The sequence below is a fragment of the Paenibacillus sp. Z3-2 genome, from assembly GCF_054161325.1.
The window spans coordinates 805,441-824,810 of record NZ_CP096397.1 but is presented as its reverse complement, the minus strand read 5'-3'; the positions used below and the strand labels follow the sequence as shown (position 1 = coordinate 824,810).

The 19,370-nt window shown below is 48.3% G+C and carries 11 protein-coding genes, 3 rRNA genes and 1 riboswitch; of the genes, 1 reads left to right on the top strand and 13 read right to left on the bottom strand.

From position 1 onward, the window contains the following. Positions 1–20 precede the first annotated feature (20 nt). From M1D71_RS03565 to M1D71_RS03530, 8 genes are all read right to left on the bottom strand, one after another. Positions 21–893, bottom strand: coding sequence for a phosphoribosylaminoimidazolesuccinocarboxamide synthase (locus M1D71_RS03565; RefSeq protein ID WP_458125275.1), 873 nt, complete (start codon positions 891–893; stop codon positions 21–23). A gap of 250 nt (positions 894–1,143) precedes the next feature. After that, positions 1,144–2,442 (bottom strand): adenylosuccinate lyase, encoded by a 1,299-nt coding sequence (gene purB, locus M1D71_RS03560; RefSeq protein WP_047840491.1) that lies wholly within the window; start codon positions 2,440–2,442, stop codon positions 1,144–1,146. Continuing rightward, the gene (gene purK / locus M1D71_RS03555) at positions 2,439–3,641 is read right to left on the bottom strand and encodes a 5-(carboxyamino)imidazole ribonucleotide synthase (protein ID WP_458125274.1); all 1,203 of its coding nucleotides are present in this window, start codon (positions 3,639–3,641) and stop codon (positions 2,439–2,441) included. The genes purB and purK overlap by 4 nt, the downstream gene beginning before the upstream one ends. Beyond that, positions 3,638–4,123, bottom strand: coding sequence for a 5-(carboxyamino)imidazole ribonucleotide mutase (gene purE, locus M1D71_RS03550; RefSeq protein ID WP_017690699.1), 486 nt, complete (start codon positions 4,121–4,123; stop codon positions 3,638–3,640). The genes purK and purE overlap by 4 nt, the downstream gene beginning before the upstream one ends. A gap of 192 nt (positions 4,124–4,315) precedes the next feature. Continuing rightward, positions 4,316–4,417, bottom strand: a riboswitch (purine riboswitch). A gap of 271 nt (positions 4,418–4,688) precedes the next feature. After that, complete coding sequence (locus M1D71_RS03545; RefSeq protein ID WP_336765296.1) at positions 4,689–5,123, bottom strand: universal stress protein; 435 nt, start codon at positions 5,121–5,123, stop codon at positions 4,689–4,691. 214 nt (positions 5,124–5,337) lie between these two features. After that, on the bottom strand, positions 5,338–5,601 hold the full coding sequence (locus tag M1D71_RS03540; RefSeq protein WP_017690702.1) for a DUF1294 domain-containing protein: 264 nt from the start codon (positions 5,599–5,601) through the stop codon (positions 5,338–5,340). A 136-nt stretch (positions 5,602–5,737) separates the two neighbouring features. After that, positions 5,738–5,875 carry a hypothetical protein gene (locus M1D71_RS03535; RefSeq protein ID WP_186327993.1) on the bottom strand — a complete coding sequence of 46 codons (138 nt, stop codon included), beginning with the start codon at positions 5,873–5,875 and terminating at the stop codon, positions 5,738–5,740. Positions 5,876–6,036: 161 nt separating this feature from the next. Next, on the bottom strand, positions 6,037–8,166 hold the full coding sequence (locus M1D71_RS03530; protein WP_458125273.1) for a DNA topoisomerase III: 2,130 nt from the start codon (positions 8,164–8,166) through the stop codon (positions 6,037–6,039). 369 nt (positions 8,167–8,535) lie between these two features. On the opposite strand from M1D71_RS03530, the gene M1D71_RS03525 reads away from it, so the two are divergent. Beyond that, positions 8,536–10,470, top strand: a complete 1,935-nt coding sequence (locus M1D71_RS03525; protein ID WP_458125272.1) for an amidase family protein — start codon at positions 8,536–8,538, stop codon at positions 10,468–10,470. A 173-nt stretch (positions 10,471–10,643) separates the two neighbouring features. On the opposite strand, the gene M1D71_RS03520 is transcribed toward M1D71_RS03525, so the two are convergent. The 5 genes from M1D71_RS03520 to M1D71_RS03500 form a co-directional block, all read right to left on the bottom strand. Next, complete coding sequence (locus M1D71_RS03520) at positions 10,644–11,645, bottom strand: beta-ketoacyl-ACP synthase 3 (RefSeq protein WP_458125271.1); 1,002 nt, start codon at positions 11,643–11,645, stop codon at positions 10,644–10,646. 364 nt (positions 11,646–12,009) lie between these two features. Beyond that, positions 12,010–13,506 carry an alpha/beta hydrolase family protein gene (locus M1D71_RS03515; RefSeq protein WP_458125270.1) on the bottom strand — a complete coding sequence of 499 codons (1,497 nt, stop codon included), beginning with the start codon at positions 13,504–13,506 and terminating at the stop codon, positions 12,010–12,012. Between the two features lie 396 nt (positions 13,507–13,902). Beyond that, positions 13,903–14,019: ribosomal RNA gene (rrf, locus tag M1D71_RS03510) — 5S ribosomal RNA — on the bottom strand. 80 nt (positions 14,020–14,099) lie between these two features. Further along, positions 14,100–17,027 (bottom strand): 23S ribosomal RNA (locus tag M1D71_RS03505). Between the two features lie 365 nt (positions 17,028–17,392). Further along, a 16S ribosomal RNA gene (locus tag M1D71_RS03500) occupies positions 17,393–18,945 on the bottom strand. Together the 16S, 23S and 5S rRNA genes form the textbook arrangement of a ribosomal RNA operon. Between the last annotated feature and the right edge of the window lie 425 nt (positions 18,946–19,370).

Here is a 19,370-nt window from a genome sequence, read left to right as displayed (position 1 = left end):
ACCTCAAACGTTAAACTTTATTATCTTGTTAAACGTTTATAAATATCGACGTATCTTGCGGTTGTTGCTTCAATTACCTCTTGTGGGAGTGGATCAGGTTTACTGTTCTTGTCCCAATCCGTTCCGGCAAGATAGGTGCGCACTGGCTCTTTATCCATGCTGTCGATCTCGATGTCCAGTTCATAGTTCTCTTTAGCCCAGAAGCGTGAAGCATCTGGAGTGAAGATTTCGTCAATCAGGATGACCTTGCCATCCACAATGCCGAACTCGAATTTGCAGTCTGCGAGAATGATGCCACGCTGATCGCAATAGTCACGAGCGAATTCGTACAGGCGCAAGCTTTTTTCCTGAAGCTCAACCGCGAGGGCGTCCCCGACTAGCTCTTTCATGCGATCCATTGGAATGTCTTCATCATGACCAACATCATTTTTCGCTGCCGGTGTGAAAATGGGCACTTCGAGCTTGGCGTTCTTGCGAAGTCCATCAGGCAGCTTAATACCGTTCACTTCACCGCTTGTCTCATATTGTCTCCATCCACCACCAGTGATGTATCCACGCACGACACATTCAATATCAATGCGTTGTGCTTTGCGGGTTACCATGATGCGGTCTTTGAGCAATTCGGGGTCTGTGATGAGATCACCCAGTTGATTCACATCGGTATGAACGACGTGGTTCTCCATCATTTCACCCGTCAATTCAAACCAGAAGCTGCTGAGTTTATTCAGTACGTTTCCTTTCTCAGGAACCGCCGGGTCCAACACGTAATCGAATGCCGAGATTCGGTCGGTAACCACGATCAGAAAATGTTCACCCAGATCGTACAATTCACGTACTTTTCCTTTATATAACAGAGGTGCTTTAACGAGATCTGCCGCAGTGGACAGTGCCATGGGCTCACCTTCTTTCAGGAGATGTAAAATATAAGTTCAATTCCCCTTATCACGCAGGCCACTCCGAATGCAGAACAACCTTTCGATCGCTGTTATTCCCGGATTTTTTTGATTCTACTTTTTCAAAGTATAAATCCGAAAATAAAGGCGAACGCTTCGCTTCTCCAGGTTTCTTCTGCCTTCTCCGTTCAGCGTGAACACATAATCAACCTATACTTTTAGGGAGTAGAATAATTCAAAGCCTAATATATTAATCGTTCAAGCCGAGCTTTTTGAAGATCGTATCCACGTGCTTCAGGTGCCATGACGGGTTGAACGCATCTGCAATTTCTTCTTCGTTCAGCACTTCCGTGATTTCCGGTGTGGATTTCACGATATCCTGGAACTGACGTTGTTCTTCCCATGCTTGCATCGCACGTGGTTGAACGGTATCGTATGCCTGCTCGCGGCTGAAACCTTTGTCGATCAGCTTTGTCATGATACGACCGGAGAATGGTACCCCGTAGGTACGCTCCATGTTGCGTTTCATGTTCTCAGGGAATACCGTCAGGTTCTTCACGATGTTACCAAAACGGTTCAGCATGTAGTTCAGCAGCATCGTTGCATCCGGCAGAATGATACGTTCTACGGAAGAATGTGAGATATCGCGCTCATGCCAGAGCGTTACGTTCTCGTATGCGGATACCATGTGTCCGCGAATAACGCGGGACAGACCTGAGATGTTTTCACTACCAATTGGGTTACGCTTGTGCGGCATTGCTGAAGATCCTTTTTGACCTTTAGCAAAAGCTTCTTCCACTTCACGGAACTCACTCTTCTGCAGTGCACGTACCTCAGTAGCGAACTTGTCCAGGGACGTTGCGATCAACGCCAGTGTAGCCATATATTCCGCGTGCCGGTCACGTTGCAATGTTTGAGTCGAGATCGGCGCAGGCTTCGTGCCCAGCTTCTCGCAGACAAACTCTTCGACAAACGGATCAATGTTCGCATACGTTCCAACTGCGCCTGAGATTTTGCCGTATTGTACATTGTCTGCTGCATGACGGAAACGCTCCAGGTTCCGTTTCATCTCTTCATGCCACAACGCCATTTTCAGTCCAAATGTTGTTGGCTCTGCATGTACCCCGTGTGTACGTCCCATCATTGGTGTGTGCTGATAAGCCAGTGCTTTTTCACGAAGAATTTCAATGAAATTCACGATATCCTTTTCCAGAATCTCATTGGCTTGACGCAGTACATAACCCAGAGCTGTATCCACGACATCTGTGGAAGTCAGTCCGTAATGCACCCATTTCCGCTCTGCTCCCAGACTTTCAGATACCGTACGCGTAAATGCGATAACGTCATGACGTGTTTCCTGTTCAATCTCATAGATTCGGTCGATGTCAAAAGATGCATTCTGACGAAGCAATGCCGCTTCTTCCTTAGGGATTACACCCAGTTCGGCCCATGCCTCACATGCACAAATTTCAACTTCCAGCCACGATTGGAATTTGTTTTCTTCTGTCCAGATGGCTCTCATTTCGGGTCTGCTATAACGTTCAATCATGAATTTGTATTCCTCCAGAGGTTAGTTTGTTCAATCCATTGTAATCCTTCTTCAACATCCTGACAGAGCAGATTCACATGCCCCATCTTCCGTCCTGTTTTCGCTTCGGTTTTACCATATATGTGAAGCTTGGGAATCACACCGAGTTCTATCGCTTCCGCATCAGGTTGCCCTGTTCTTGCGATAATGCCTTCCAGATGTTCTCCAAGCACATTGACCATAACGACCGGACTCAATAACGAAGTGTCACCCAGCGGTAATCCGCAGATCGCACGGATATGTTGTTCGAACTGTGATGTTGCACAGGCTTCCATCGTATAGTGTCCAGAATTGTGAGGTCTTGGTGCCAACTCGTTGACGTACAGTCTTCCATCCGCTGCTACAAACAGTTCCACAGCCAGCAGTCCAACAGCCTTCATCGATTCTGCCACCGCCGCTGCCAGTTTCTGTGCTTCAATCTGGATGCCTGCTGCGACTCTAGCCGGCACGATTGATGCATGCAAAATGTTGTTCATATGAATGTTCTCCGCTGGCGGGAACGTCTTGATCTCCCCATTTGTGCTACGTGCCACAACGACCGAAATCTCGCACTCAAACTTGATGAATTGCTCCAACACCAGTTCCGCACCAGCAGCTGCAAGTTCTTCGTATGCCGCAACAGCCTTACTCGCTTCCCGGATTACCCGTTGGCCTTTGCCATCGTAGCCTCCAGTCACCGTCTTCAGTACACATGGAACCCCAAGTTCGCTTACAGCTGCAAGCATTGTATCCGCACTTGTGATTTCCCGGTAAGGCGCGACTCTTACCCCAGCGGCTTCAATCGCTCGTTTTTCACGCAACCGATGTTGTGTGGTGTACAATAACGCACTTCCTTGCGGAACGTAGGACTCACGTTCGAGTAGCGCAGCGACTTCTGCATCTACATTTTCGAACTCATACGTAATGACATCGCATTGCCGAGCTAACTCAAGCGCAGCTTTGGCATCGTCATACCCGGCTTCGATCTGACGAGCAATTTGACCACAAGGTGCATCCGAGGCGGGATCCAGGGTAACCAATCGATAACCCATTGCCGTGCCTGCGAGCGTCATCATGCGTCCGAGCTGTCCGCCTCCAAGAATGCCAATGGTTGTTTTCCCGGGCAGCAGGACTTGCTGTAGTTCTCCTGCTATACCGGATTGGTTCCCGGCCCTACTCATAGTTCTTCACTGCTTTCGAGTACTTCTTGCTTGATCCGCTCTCTTCGAGCTTCAGAGCGACGTTGGACATCCGGGTCAAATGCACCGATCATCTGAGCTGCGAGCAGCCCTGCATTGGTAGCTCCCGCCTTACCGATTGCAACGGTTGCAACGGGAATTCCGCCAGGCATCTGAACAATGGACAACAAGGAATCGAGACCATTCAATGCTTTGGACTGAACCGGAACGCCAATGACTGGAAGCATCGTTTTGGCTGCTACCATCCCTGGTAGATGTGCTGCCCCGCCTGCACCTGCAATGATCACCTTGAATCCCCGATCAATCGCTTGCTCTGCGTATTCAAACATCAAATCCGGTGTACGATGGGCGGAGACCACCTTTTTCTCATACCCAATCTCCAGCTCGTCCAGCACCTCGCATGCATGTTTCATCGTTTCCCAATCCGACTTGCTGCCCATAATTACAGCGACTTGCAGTGACATGAATACATCCAACTCCCGTCTGAGCTTTTTTGATTACATCTGGTATTAATGAATTCATTTTACATGTGAAATGAAAAAATCCGCTACCCGCGAAAACATCACATTTTCTCCGGACACCGGACTCCAAGAAATACGTATCCCTCATTTGGGCATGCCAAAAGGGGCTTGCTGTCCGCATCTAATTGCATGCGACTCTCAGCCGTATCTCCTCGTAGTCCGGAAATTTACGGTTCCCGGGTAGATACTTCCGGGCCCTATTCCCGGCGTTATACGAGCAAATATCTATTCAAACCAGCTTGATTCGTTTTGTTATATCTTATTACACATTTCGTTCCTACTCGACCTTATTCTTACCTGATCGACACATCTAACATTCTAACAATCCCCTACAGCTAATGTCAACTTAAAGACGAACATTTAACATATTGACAAATATAATGTTCGGGAATTGCTTCATTAAATTCACTTAGTCATCCATTTCATCCCATAAAAGAAAGCCGGCTCCTCTTCAATCTCTCGAAGACAACCGGCTTCCTGCTTTTAGTGTGTTCACACACTTCATCTATTATTTTACGATTAGTACTGGAACCTGAGCATGCTGAACTACATTGTGACTGACACTACCCAGGACAAATTCCCGAATTCCACCCAGTCCGCGGCTACCAATAATAATGATATCAGAATTATTTTCTTTGGCAAAATCAAGCAACACTTCTGCAGCAGCCCCTTGAATCAGGTCCACGTTGGCCGTTACACCAGCAGCCCGGATTCGCTCTTTCGCTTCATCCGTCGTCTGCACCGCCAGATTGTAATAATCATTATTAAGTGAAGGTGGCAGCGGGGCCAACCCCTCACCAATGAATATACGCGGGAAATCAAAAGCATGAATGACATCCAATACAGCGTCCGGGGACACTTTAGCTAGCTCAATCGCACGATCAAGAGCTTTATTTGAAGCTTTGGAACCATCATAAGCCACTAATATTTTGGAAAATAACATGTGAATCCCGTCCCTTCCTTTATATGTAGAACACGCGAAGCAAGCTTCGGTCTGACATTCAATAAACTAACAGATAAATAAGAGAACCATATAACTCCTTAAACGTTCGGGAGCTACTATGAACCATTCATACGAATAAATTTACATATCAGACGAACCAACGATACACCTTTCACTCAGCTTGAAGGAATGGTTACGCCTGTGTTCCATGTGTTCATTGAATAAAGTAACCATAAATTACCGCATTCAGGAACAACAACAACGGAATACCAATGGTGAAGCTGGGATGTTTGGTTTTGTGCCTTTTCCGATACATCGCGATCCAGACTCCCAGAGCTCCGCCTATAAATGCAAGCAAGAATAACGTCCGTTCGGGTGTACGATCACGACGTTGCTGTGCACGCCTCTTATCATCCGACATCACCAGATAACCAACTACATTAATAAATAGAAACCACAATATAAGTCCAGTTTGCATAAAATTCTAGCGGTCCCCCTATCCCGGGACATCTCCCTGTCTTCATTATAGTCCTCAGCAGAGACATGTTCAACGTGGGCAGGGAACCGCATCATTTTGAAGAGACAATCTTGTTAGATCGACAGTTTAGATGATTTTAAGACTCCTGCTTGGGAATACCATTCAGACTTGGCACTCTTTTGGCTGCTTTGGCTGGACGAACAGCGATGTTCTCTTCCCGAATGCTATCTTTGTTCTGCTGGTTATGGATCTTTTCGGGTTTGTTATGCGGCATATGGGTATCACCTCCTTGGCTTACGTTGCCTGAAAACAGAGGATCTTATACCGCATCACATGTATGATTAGAGATACGCACAGCAATCACTCTCCATAACGTCAGTTATTCGCAACTAGCGTGAAATGCATGATACGATCTCCACTACCTCAGAGCTTGCTCTACTTTCCCTTTTTCTCCATAGCCGCCTTCAGCAGATCTCCAAGGTTAGACCCAATGGACTCCTGTTTCGCATATTGTTTCACCAGCTTTTGCTGATCCCGCTTATTCACATGCTGTTTGTCCTTATCCAATGTTTCTGTAATACCGCATGGTAGACATTGCACGTATAGCCCCGCCTTGCCTTCTTTGATTTCCATCTTTTTGTGGCACTGCGCACAACGACGATTGGACATTCTTTTCTCTGCCGAACGACGATAACCGCAGTCCTCGGTAGGACATACAAGGAATTTGCCACGCTTGCCCTTCTTCTCCAGTAATCGTGCATTACAGTCCGGGCAATGGCTATTCGACACATTATGTGGCTTATACTCCGCTTTGCTTCCTTTCACCGTAGACACAAGCTCTTTCGCCATTGAACGGATACTATCCAGGAATGGTCCTGGTTGCCCTTGCCCACGAGCGATGCGTTCCAATTCAGCTTCCCAGCGGGCCGTTAGATCCGGTGTACGCAGCTGCGGAGCAGCCAGTTCAATCAACTGTTTTCCTTTGCCGGTTGGATGCATGCTGTTGCCTTGACGATCTATGGTATCGGAACTAACCAGCTTCTCAATAATATCCGCTCGTGTCGCCGGAGTACCCAGCCCATACTTCTCCATTTGGGAAAGTAAAGCAGCTTCGGTATACCGTTTGGGCGGCATCGTCCGGCCACTTTTAATATGACAACGCTGAACTGTCACGGACTGTCCTTGCTGCACATCTGGCAAAAGCGCACGCTCATGGTCGGATGTATCATCAGCCCGGTCATCGTCATCATCGCTGTAATCACCGCCGTAGACTTCACGCCAACCACTTTCTTTCACCGTTGTGCCTTTGGCATGAAATGAGTCGTTCCCCACCTGAACCGTGATCGCAACCGAATCATACTTCGCTGCCGGATAGAACAGGCTGATAAAACGACGTACGATCAGATCGTACAACTTGCGTTCCTCCGGGTTCAGTTGATTCAGAAGCACCGTCTGCTCGGTGGGGATAATCGCATGGTGATCGGTTACTTTGCTGTCATCCACAATACGTTTGGTGATATTCAGATTTTTGCGCAGCAACGGACTTGCCAGCGATGCGTAAGGTCCAATGGCTACACTGTCCAGCCGTTCCTTCAACGTTGCTGTCATATCCGAAGTCAGGTATCGACTGTCCGTACGCGGATATGTCACTAGCTTGTGTTGTTCATACAAACGTTGCAGGACATTTGATGTTTGCTTCGCCGAGAAACCGTATTTCCGGTTGGCATCCCGTTGCAGTTCCGTCAGGTCATATGCCAGTGGATGTGGTTCTACCTTCTCGCTTTTCTTCACTTGAGCAATCGAGCCCTTGCGCCCGTCTACCCGTTTCTTTAATTCCTGAGTTTCTTGAGGATCGAAGATTCGCGAATCTCCTCCAGCCGCCCGCCACACAGCCTGAAAACCTCCCAGATCTGCCGTTAATGTCTCATACTCCTGCGAGCGGAAACCGTTAATTTCATTTTCCTTGTCCATAATCATGCCCAAGGTTGGCGTCTGAACCCGCCCAGCAGATAACTGTGCATTAAAACGAACGGTTAGTGCCCGTGTCACATTAAGTCCAATCATCCAGTCGGCTTCCGCCCGGCAACGTGCTGATTCGTAGAGACGGTCGAACTGACTGCCTGGCTTCAGCGATGCAAATCCGTCTTTGATCGCCTTATCCGTCTGGGATGAAATCCACAAGCGTTTAAAAGGTTTTTTCCACCCCGCCATCTGCATGATCCAACGGGCCAACAATTCTCCCTCACGGGCCGCATCCGTCGCAATGACTAGCTCACCTACATCTTGACGCTTCATCAGCTGCTGGACCGCTTTATATTGATGGTTGGTCTCTTTGAGCACCTTCAGTTTCGTACGGTCTGGCAGAATTGGCAGGTCCTCCAGATTCCATGTTGCATACTTCTTATCGTAATCCTCCGGCTCAGCTAATCCAACCAGATGCCCAAGCGCCCATGTAACGATATATTTTGGGCCTTCCATATAACTTTTATGTTTATCACGCGCACCCATGACTCTGGCTATTTCACGTGCTACAGATGGTTTTTCTGCGAGTACTAATGTCTTCACTTCATATCTCTTCCTCTCTGATCAAACCTTATGTCACTTTTATTCTATCTTTTCATTATATCATTTCGTGGTAAAGGTATGCTCTGTCTCCGTTCTTGCCTGTCTATTTCAGCATCTAGCCTCACATTCAAGTCAAGTGTAACATACATGTTATATTTAGTAACACATACGACTTTAATAGTTTTCCTGAGTACACGTAATCGGAAGCATCTATAAGAATTAATACTATAAAGTATTGATGTATACGTTTTTTTGGATAAATATAAACATTGTAAGATTACCTAACATAACTATAGAATGTGTCAAAAGCATATAAACCAGATTAACGAACACACACATCAATGGGACACACGAAGGGAGCGTGGATGCATGACTTATCATGGATCTGTATTGAAAAAAAGTGGGCCTTTGTTATTGGCGGGAGCTGTTGTTGCCACAACATGGGGAGGAACAGTTCCATCGGCATCCGCCGCAACGGCAACGCCTACGAGCAAAACTACGGTTGCAGCTGTAACCGCAGGTAAAGCGCCTGCTACTGCCGCAGCATTTGCTAAGGCCATGGAAGAAGCCGCAACACTTGCAGGTGTTCCTTTTACCATGGACAAGCTCTCTGGCTCAAGCGTACAACGTAAAGATGCTGCGATCGCCTTGCAACAATGGCTCGAACTTGATTCTACTGCGGAATCATTCAAAGATGTTCCAGATCAAGCTTCCTACGCGGGTGCTGTCGGTGCATTGAATACCGCAGGTTTAATGAGAGGTTATACCGAATCCCTCTTCCTTCCAAACGCTGTGCTTACGGAGAATGATCTATCTGTACTGAAAGACCGAATTTATAATTACATAAAACCGTTTGTCCTGGAGGAAGCAACCATCATGGATCTCCAGGCCGCGATGACGCAAGGAAAACTGACATCGAAAGAACTGGTTCAGAAATATCTGGACCGCATTGAAAAATACGATGATCAAGGTGTAAGCATAAACGCCGTATTAACATTGAACCCGGATGCACTCCAAATTGCGGAGCAGTTGGATGAAGAACGTGCAGCTCAAGGTGCTCGTGGACCTCTGCATGGCGTTCCGATTCTGGTCAAAGATAACTTCGATACCAACGATATGCCGACAACCGCAGGCTGTATCTGTCTGAAAGATTCCATTCCTGCTCACGATGCTGAACAAGTGAAGAAGCTCAAAGCATCTGGCGCCATTATTTTGGGTAAAACAAACCTGCATGAATTCGCATTCGGCATCACGACATCCAGCTCATTGGGTGGACAAACATTGAACCCTTACGCCCTGGACCACTATCCAGGTGGCTCGAGCGGAGGAACAGGTGCTGCCATTGCATCTAACTTTGCTGCAGCTGGCATGGGTACAGACACTGGCGGTTCGATCCGTATCCCGTCCAGCTTCAACAGCCTTGTGGGTATCCGTCCAACCATCGGACTGTCTAGCCGTGAGGGCATTATCCCATTGGCTTTGACACAGGATGTAGGTGGACCTATGGCTCGTACGGTTAGTGATGCTGCAATCATGTTGGATGCTACAGCCGGATATGACAAAAAGGATGTGGCTACAGCTTACGCAGTTGGAAAAATTCCTTCCAGCTATACGGACTTCTTGGATGTAAACGGGCTGAAAGGTGCACGCATAGGTGTGGCCACAGAACTCATCCCAAGTACCAAAGCTGAAGAAAAAGCCGTAGCTGACGTGATCAACACAGCTGTGGAAGAGCTGAAGTCACTAGGTGCTACCGCAGTTCCTATTTCCATCCCCAACTTGGCTGAGATCAACAAATACCCAAGTCTCAGCGGATATGAATTCAAGTTCCAACTGAATGACTATCTGGACTCATTAGGTGCAGATGCTCCATATCACAGTCTGTCCGAGATCATCGCTTCCGGAGAGTTCGACAAATCTCAGGAGCAATCCATGAAGACGCGGGATGCTCGCCAAACACTGGAGACTACCGAATATAAGGATATTGTTCTGAAGCGTACCCAAGTTACACGTGAGTCCCTGCTGAAAGTTATGGCAGACAACAACCTGGATGCTATCATTTATCCTACGTCTACACAGGCTGCTGGTGTTATTGGTGAAGGGCAATCATCAGGTGGTAATAACCGACTGAGTCCTTTCTCCGGCTTCCCGGCGATCACGGTCCCTGCTGGTTTCACAGCCGATGGTTTGCCTGTAGGTATGGAATTCCTTGGCCGCGCCTTTGATGAAGGAACCTTGATCAAGCTGGCTTACAGCTACGAACAAGGAACTCATCACCGCCAAGCCCCTAAGCTTACGCCATAAAGCATTTATGGGATTAAGCAATTCGTGTTAACTCAAAAAGAAACATAGCCATAATCGCATTCCTTCAAACGAACTACCTCACAAAAGAGCACCCAGACTTCATGACTGCATGAAGTCTGGGTGCTCTTTTATATTTTCTCCATTTATCTTTGTTACATATTGTTTAAGTCATTCTAACCCCTATCCGGTACGCCCCATTTGAGCACCAGACCCGCGTAAGTCAAGCCACCGCCAAAGCCAAATAGAGCTACGCTCTGTCCTTCTTTCAATTTCCCTTCATCCACTGCAAGTTGCAGCGCCAGCGGAATGGAAGCGGCAGATGTGTTCCCACGATACTCCACACTGGTTAAAGTACGTTCCAAGGGAACCGGTCCACGTTCGCATACAGCCTCAATCATTCTCATGTTGGCACTATGCGGGACAAACCAGTCAATCTGCTCAGGTCTTAATCCAGCTTTCGTTATAAGATTACCCAATTGCTCTGGAATCGTCCGTACAGCCCACTTATAAATCTCCCGGCCATTCTGAACTAAACAACCTTCACCCTGTAATGGTACACCATTCATCTCTGAAGACAGGCCACTCTTATAGAGATGTACACCACCCTCTCCATGCGTACCTGATATGGCTGCCATAAAGTCACCTTCTTCAGCCGCCGATCTCTCCACCAGAAAGGCTCCCGCTCCGTCACCAAACAATACGCAAGTCGTGCGGTCCGTGTAATCCGTAATTTTGGATAAAGTCTCTGCTCCAATAACCAGTACTTTACGGTACATTCCACTGGTCACCAGACTATCGGCTAGCTGTAGCCCGTAGGTAAAACCAGCGCATGCAGCATTTAAATCCAGTACGCCCGTGTGTGGGATTTTAAGGTTAGCTTGTACCCGGGATGCTGTACTTGGAAAAGCATATTCAGGTGTGCTGGTAGCCACAAGGATCATGTCCACATCTTCTACACTTACTTGGTAACGATGTATCATGTCTTCCACAGCCTTCGTAGCCAGGTCAGATACATATTGATCCTCAGCTGCAATTCTCCGTTCTCTCATGCCTGTACGCTGTACGATCCATTCGTCACTTGTCTCGACCAATTTCTCCAGATCAGCATTCGTTAATATTCGATCCGGTACATACGTCCCCATTGCCGTGATGGTTGCCTTTGATTGATGATTCATACCGGTACTCACCTCATTTGTTTTTTATTATTATAGCACTAAGTCTTAGAACTTGGTACTAATTTATGAGAAGACAGCTCAAATCTTTGCGAAATATAAAAGATGTACTCTCCTTGCTCCGCATAAAAACCGAGCCATCTCCACACCTCAGAGTCAATCTTGCCTTCAAGTAAAATATACAAGATACTTCTGCTTGTGGAAGGATGGAAGCATCGTTCAAGAGCGTTCAACACTAACTTTGCCCGACTGCTGGACTGTGGTTGTGTCCTGGCATATTGGGCAGCCACGCTTGATGAAACGGATACGATATCACATAGAGAACAGGCTATCGCAGAATCGGCAGCCTGTTCTCTAATTATAATAGCTAGTTTACGAACTTCACCTCCGGAAAGCGGCTATCCGGTCCTTTCATTAAGTTTCCGCCTTGATTTTTCAGATACATATCGAAGAAATCCAGCATATAGGCATTGATCACGGAGTTCGCCCTTTCGGGTGCAATCTTTCCTGTAATGCCCAGCATGTTGAAAATCGGAGAAATGAACTGTACATCGGCAAAATTCAAATGCTCCGTATTATCGATATAGAGGACTTGTCCCCCTTCGTCGACCGTTTCGCGCATCCGTTCAAGCTCTAACTTTTTATCTTCCGTTACTTGATCCTCCCACTCTCTTGTCGAGCCTATACGGTTAAGCTCTTCATCCGTGTAGACCCGGTTATCCATCACCCTTTTTAATTTTTCGGAATAGCTTTCCGAGTTGATGAACAAAAACGGCTTTCGCAGCCCCTCTCTTTCACGCAGTCGATAAAGCCCTCCATCTAAGTCTATTCCAACCGTGATTCTCGGATCGTAAGAAGCGTCATAGGCCGTCGCTCCGCCTATGGAATGACCGAACACCCCGACATGACCGAGATCGATCCTCCCTTTTAGATGACTTGGAATTTGCCCCGATTGAATGAGCTCGAATTGGTCCAGCGCAAATGCCACATCTTCGGTTAAAACTTTTCCCAACTTGTCTCGAACTCCCCTTCCCGTCCGGTAATCATGATCGGGCGAGAATAAGTTGTCGGTTGTGCTGGTCGTGATTCGACCGTCCGGAAACTTGGTCGCAAATGTATTGTAGGTGTGGTCGATCACAGCCACGATATATCCGTGACTCGCGAGATTTTCGGCTTGCGACGTGTGGAGGAACCTGGAAGAGACGTTTCCAGGATTTGAAAGGATCAACGGGTATAAGGCCTGTTCCAAGGAGACTTCGCCCCCCGAATATGAATGACTGGATACATACTTCAGGTGTTGAAAAGTAAATGCAGGAAGACCAAAGTTCTCCCCCATATAAGATAAAATTCGGGTATCAGGGATAAAGGGAGCGTACTCCCCAGTGCCGGCTTCAGTCGGATACCATACCTGAACCATCAATTCTCTCTTGCCCGTCGCGGTTTTTCCAAATGTCTCCTCCCGGTTAGGATCGACGAAATGGAAGACTTGCGTACCTACCTTCAACTTGCCGGTTGGCGCCGGAAGGTCGAATACGGGAAACACATAGTTAAGGCACGCTGTTGCGATTAACCCAATCACAATTAAAAGGGGACCCAGCACTCTACGGATTCGCGAGGTAGTCCGTACGGCTTTCTGCGTTATGAAAACATCTATAATTGAAAGCATAAGCATCAGGATCGTAAATCCGTATAAAAATAAAAGCTGAACCCTGTATCCTTCGACAAGAAGATGTATCACTAAAAAAAAGGAGCCTGCTCCGCTTGTCAGGAGCAAAGCAGATCTCCTGATACGTTGATTGAAAATAAATGGAATTATCAACAAAAAAACACTTGAAAAGAACAGCAGAATTTCAAAAAGCCTCACGCCAACTCCCCCTAAAAATTAATCCCATCAATGGATAGGATTAATATACAGGAGCAACAAGATTGATACCTATTGATCTAGATTACAATCGCCTTACACTCTTGTAAGATTGTTGTAAGTTGCCTACAATGGGGCAGAAAACAGCATGTTATGTGCTGGCTTCTTCCTTTCGGCAAAATTAGTTGTTTGTTTGTTTGTTTGTTTGTTTGTTTGTTTGTTTGTTTGTTTGTTCATCTATCAAGTATGTATCCAGGTTGCTGATTAAGTGCACACCTGGATATTTGAGGTGAATGGGTAGTAAAAAACAGCCCATCAAATCTGAGCTGTTCCTAATTTCATAGATCAAATTAGACAAAAAGAAAAACCACCACCGAATAACATCGGCAGTGGTTCTTTGCTTGGCGGCGTCCTACTCTCCCAGGACCCTGCGGTCCAAGTACCATCGGCGCTAGAGGGCTTAACGGTCGTGTTCGGGATGGGTACGTGTGGAACCCCTCCGCCATCGCCACCAAACGCATAGCTTAGCTTACATTTCAGAGTTGTTGTTCTCTGAAAACTAGATTCGAAACGAAACATGCGATTAGAACTTGCTATTGGATAAGCCCTCGACCGATTAGTACTGGTCAGCTCCATGCATTGCTGCACTTCCACCCCCAGCCTATCTACCTCGTCGTCTTCAAGGGGTCTTACATACTGGGAAATCTCATCTTGAGGGGGGCTTCACGCTTAGATGCTTTCAGCGTTTATCCCTTCCGTACATAGCTACCCAGCGGTGCTCCTGGCGGAACAACTGGTACACCAGCGGTACGTCCATCCCGGTCCTCTCGTACTAAGGACAGCTCCTCTCAAATTTCCTACGCCCACGACAGATAGGGACCGAACTGTCTCACGACGTTCTGAACCCAGCTCGCGTACCGCTTTAATGGGCGAACAGCCCAACCCTTGGGACCTACTTCAGCCCCAGGATGCGATGAGCCGACATCGAGGTGCCAAACCTCCCCGTCGATGTGGACTCTTGGGGGAGATAAGCCTGTTATCCCCAGGGTAGCTTTTATCCGTTGAGCGATGGCCCTTCCATGCGGTACCACCGGATCACTAAGCCCGACTTTCGTCCCTGCTCGACTTGTAGGTCTCGCAGTCAAGCTCCCTTATGCCTTTGCACTCTTCGAATGATTTCCAACCATTCTGAGGGAACCTTTGGGCGCCTCCGTTACTCTTTAGGAGGCGACCGCCCCAGTCAAACTGCCCACCTGACACTGTCCCCGCACCGGATTACGGTACCAGGTTAGAACCTAGATACGATCAGGGTGGTATCCCAACGTTGCCTCCACGCAAGCTGGCGCTCACGCTTCAAAGGCTCCCACCTATCCTGTACAGATCGTACCCAAATTCAATATCAAGCTGCAGTAAAGCTCCATGGGGTCTTTCCGTCTTGTCGCGGGTAACCTGCATCTTCACAGGTATTAAAATTTCACCGGATCTCTCGTTGAGACAGCGCCCAAGTCGTTACGCCATTCGTGCGGGTCAGAATTTACCTGACAAGGAATTTCGCTACCTTAGGACCGTTATAGTTACGGCCGCCGTTTACTGGGGCTTCGGTTCACAGCTTCGGGATTGCTCCCTAACCACTCCCCTTAACCTTCCAGCACCGGGCAGGCGTCAGCCCGTATACTTCGCCTTACGGCTTCGCACAGACCTGTGTTTTTGCTAAACAGTCGCTTGGGCCTTTTCACTGCGGCCCCCTCGTGCTATTCACACTACCGGGGCACCCCTTCTCCCGAAGTTACGGGGTCATTTTGCCGAGTTCCTTAACGAGAGTTCTTCCGCGCGCCTTAGAATACTCTTCTCGCCTACCTGTGTCGGTTTGCGGTACGGGCACCATCACCTGGCTAGAGGCTTTTCTTGGCAGTGTGAGATCATGACCTTCGCTACTGTAATTTTCACTCCCCATCACAGCTCAGCCTTACGATGTGCGGATTTGCCTACACATCAGCCTTACTGCTTAGACGGACATCCATCAGTCCGCGTCACTACCCTACTGCGTCCCCCCATTGCTCATAACGGCTTACGGTGGTACAGGAATTTCGACCTGTTGTCCTTCGACTACGCCTTTCGGCCTCGCCTTAGGTCCCGACTTACCCTGAGCGGACGAGCCTTCCTCAGGAACCCTTAGGCTTTCGGCGGATCAGATTCTCACTGATCTTTTCGTTACTCATACCGGCATTCTCACTTGTATAATGTCCAGCGCTCCTTACGGTACACCTTCAACCCTTATACAACGCTCCCCTACCCCTGATGCAAAGCATCAAGCCATAGCTTCGGTGGTGTGTTTAGCCCCGTTACATTTTCGGCGCAGAGTCACTCGACCAGTGAGCTATTACGCACTCTTTAAATGATGGCTGCTTCTAAGCCAACATCCTGGTTGTCTGTGCAACTCCACATCCTTTCCCACTTAACACACACTTGGGGACCTTAGCTGATGGTCTGGGCTGTTTCCCTTTTGACAATGGATCTTAGCACTCACTGTCTGACTCCCGGAAGTAAGTCTATGGCATTCGGAGTTTGACTGAGCTTGGTAACCCTTGCGGGCCCCGCACCCAATCAGTGCTCTACCTCCACGACTCTGTTTTCCGAGGCTAGCCCTAAAGCTATTTCGGGGAGAACCAGCTATCTCCGAGTTCGATTGGAATTTCTCCGCTACCCCCACCTCATCCCCGCATTTTTCAACATGCGTGGGTTCGGGCCTCCAGTGCGTGTTACCGCACCTTCACCCTGGACAGGGGTAGATCACCCGGTTTCGGGTCTACGTCCACGTACTATGTCGCCCTATTCAGACTCGCTTTCGCTGCGGCTCCGGCTCTTCACCTTAACCTTGCACGGGAACGTAACTCGCCGGTTCATTCTACAAAAGGCACGCCATCACCCCTAAAACGGGCTCTGACTTTTTGTAAGCACACGGTTTCAGGTTCTATTTCACTCCCCTTCCGGGGTGCTTTTCACCTTTCCCTCACGGTACTGCTTCACTATCGGTCGCTAGGAAGTATTTAGCCTTGGCAGATGGTCCTGCCGGATTCATACGGGGTTTCACGTGCCCCGCACTACTCGGGATCCGTCTCGGAGGGAACAGACTTTCAATTACAGGGCTTTTACCTTCTTTGGCGGGCCTTTCCAGACCTCTTCGCTTAACCGGTTCCTTTGTAACTCCATGTGAGACGTCCCACAACCCCAAAGAGCAAGCTCTCTGGTTTGGGCTTCTCCGCGTTCGCTCGCCGCTACTGACGGAATCACTATTGTTTTCTCTTCCTCAGGGTACTTAGATGTTTCAGTTCCCCTGGTATGCCTCTACACAACCTATGTATTCAGTTGTGAGTAACTGGAAATTACCCCAGCTGGGTTTCCCCATTCGGACACCCCCGGATCAAAGCTTGCTTACAGCTCCCCGAGGCAGTTTCGTTGTTCGCCACGTCCTTCATCGGCTCCTAGCGCCTAGGCATCCTCCGTGTGCTCTTAGTAGCTTAACCATATTGCTCCGGTTTTGACTGCTCGCTTCCCTTGTTTTGCTTGCGCAAAGCCAAAAGTCGCTCCCATTCAATACCATCGCAAAAGCAATTAACTACCGTTTTTATTGAAACTTGTTTGCACAAGTTCAGCTAAAAAGGAATGTTCTAATTCGCATTTACTTTCGTTTCGATATCTAGTTTTCAAAGAACAAGCTCCATGCAAAAGCAAGCTGTTTGAGAGTTTGAGCTCTCAAAACTGAGCAACGAGTGAGTGTTTTGCTCTTCATTTCATCCACACCAAGGTGAAGGACCGAAATGAATTGCGGTCGCAGGTTCTAAGAACCTGCTTATTTGAATGTTTCCACGCGGGAAACGATTCTCCATAGAAAGGAGGTGATCCAGCCGCACCTTCCGATACGGCTACCTTGTTACGACTTCACCCCAATCATCTATCCCACCTTCGGCGGCTGGCTCCTTGCGGTTACCCCACCGACTTCGGGTGTTATAAACTCTCGTGGTGTGACGGGCGGTGTGTACAAGACCCGGGAACGTATTCACCGCGGCATGCTGATCCGCGATTACTAGCAATTCCGACTTCATGCAGGCGAGTTGCAGCCTGCAATCCGAACTGAGACCGGCTTTGTTGGGATTGGCTCCATCTCGCGATTTCGCAGCCCGTTGTACCGGCCATTGTAGTACGTGTGTAGCCCAGGTCATAAGGGGCATGATGATTTGACGTCATCCCCACCTTCCTCCGGTTTGTCACCGGCAGTCTATCTAGAGTGCCCACCCGAAGTGCTGGCAACTAAATATAAGGGTTGCGCTCGTTGCGGGACTTAACCCAACATCTCACGACACGAGCTGACGACAACCATGCACCACCTGTCTCCTCTGTCCCGAAGGAAAGATACATCTCTGTACCGATCAGAGGGATGTCAAGACCTGGTAAGGTTCTTCGCGTTGCTTCGAATTAAACCACATACTCCACTGCTTGTGCGGGTCCCCGTCAATTCCTTTGAGTTTCAGTCTTGCGACCGTACTCCCCAGGCGGAGTGCTTAATGTGTTAACTTCGGCACCAAGGGTATCGAAACCCCTAACACCTAGCACTCATCGTTTACGGCGTGGACTACCAGGGTATCTAATCCTGTTTGCTCCCCACGCTTTCGCGCCTCAGCGTCAGTTACAGCCCAGAGAGTCGCCTTCGCCACTGGTGTTCCTCCACATATCTACGCATTTCACCGCTACACGTGGAATTCCACTCTCCTCTTCTGCACTCAAGTCACCCAGTTTCCAGTGCGATCCGGGGTTGAGCCCCGGGATTAAACACCAGACTTAAATGACCGCCTGCGCGCGCTTTACGCCCAATAATTCCGGACAACGCTTGCCCCCTACGTATTACCGCGGCTGCTGGCACGTAGTTAGCCGGGGCTTTCTTCTCAGGTACCGTCACCTTGAGAGCAGTTACTCTCCCAAGCGTTCTTCCCTGGCAACAGAGCTTTACGATCCGAAAACCTTCATCACTCACGCGGCATTGCTCCGTCAGGCTTTCGCCCATTGCGGAAGATTCCCTACTGCTGCCTCCCGTAGGAGTCTGGGCCGTGTCTCAGTCCCAGTGTGGCCGATCACCCTCTCAGGTCGGCTACGCATCGTCGCCTTGGTGAGCCGTTACCTCACCAACTAGCTAATGCGCCGCAGGCCCATCCCCAAGTGACAGATTGCTCCGTCTTTCCAGTTCTCTTCAGGCGAAGAAAACAACTATTCGGTATTAGCTACCGTTTCCGGTAGTTGTCCCAAACTTGAGGGCAGGTTGCCTACGTGTTACTCACCCGTCCGCCGCTAAGTATCAAGGAAGCAAGCTTCCTATCAACTCCGCTCGACTTGCATGTATTAGGCATGCCGCCAGCGTTCGTCCTGAGCCAGGATCAAACTCTCCAATAAATTGAAAAGAGCGATAAGCTCATTTTGAATCTGACGAGATTAAAAATCTCATTTGCGCTCCAGTCAATCCAAGCCAAGGCTTGTCTCCAACTTTCGCGTTCATTCTGCAAGCAGAATGTTTACTCACTCGTTGTTCAGTTTTCAAAGATCAAACTTGTTTTGTTACCGAACGCTGTTCTCTTCAGCAACTCTTATATAATATCATGTCCGAACCAACTTTGCAAGCTCTTTTTTTAAGTTTCTTTCGAAGCTTACTTCACTCGCTTGCCGCACCGTGGATCTCGTGTTTTTTTTTGGCCGGAAATAGAATATACCATGTACAGTTATGGAACGCAAGTCTTTTTTTCGAAAATATTAATCTTCAGAAAATAAGCACCCTATAATCCTTTTAACAAGTATCTCCTTATTATCGGCCAGATGATACA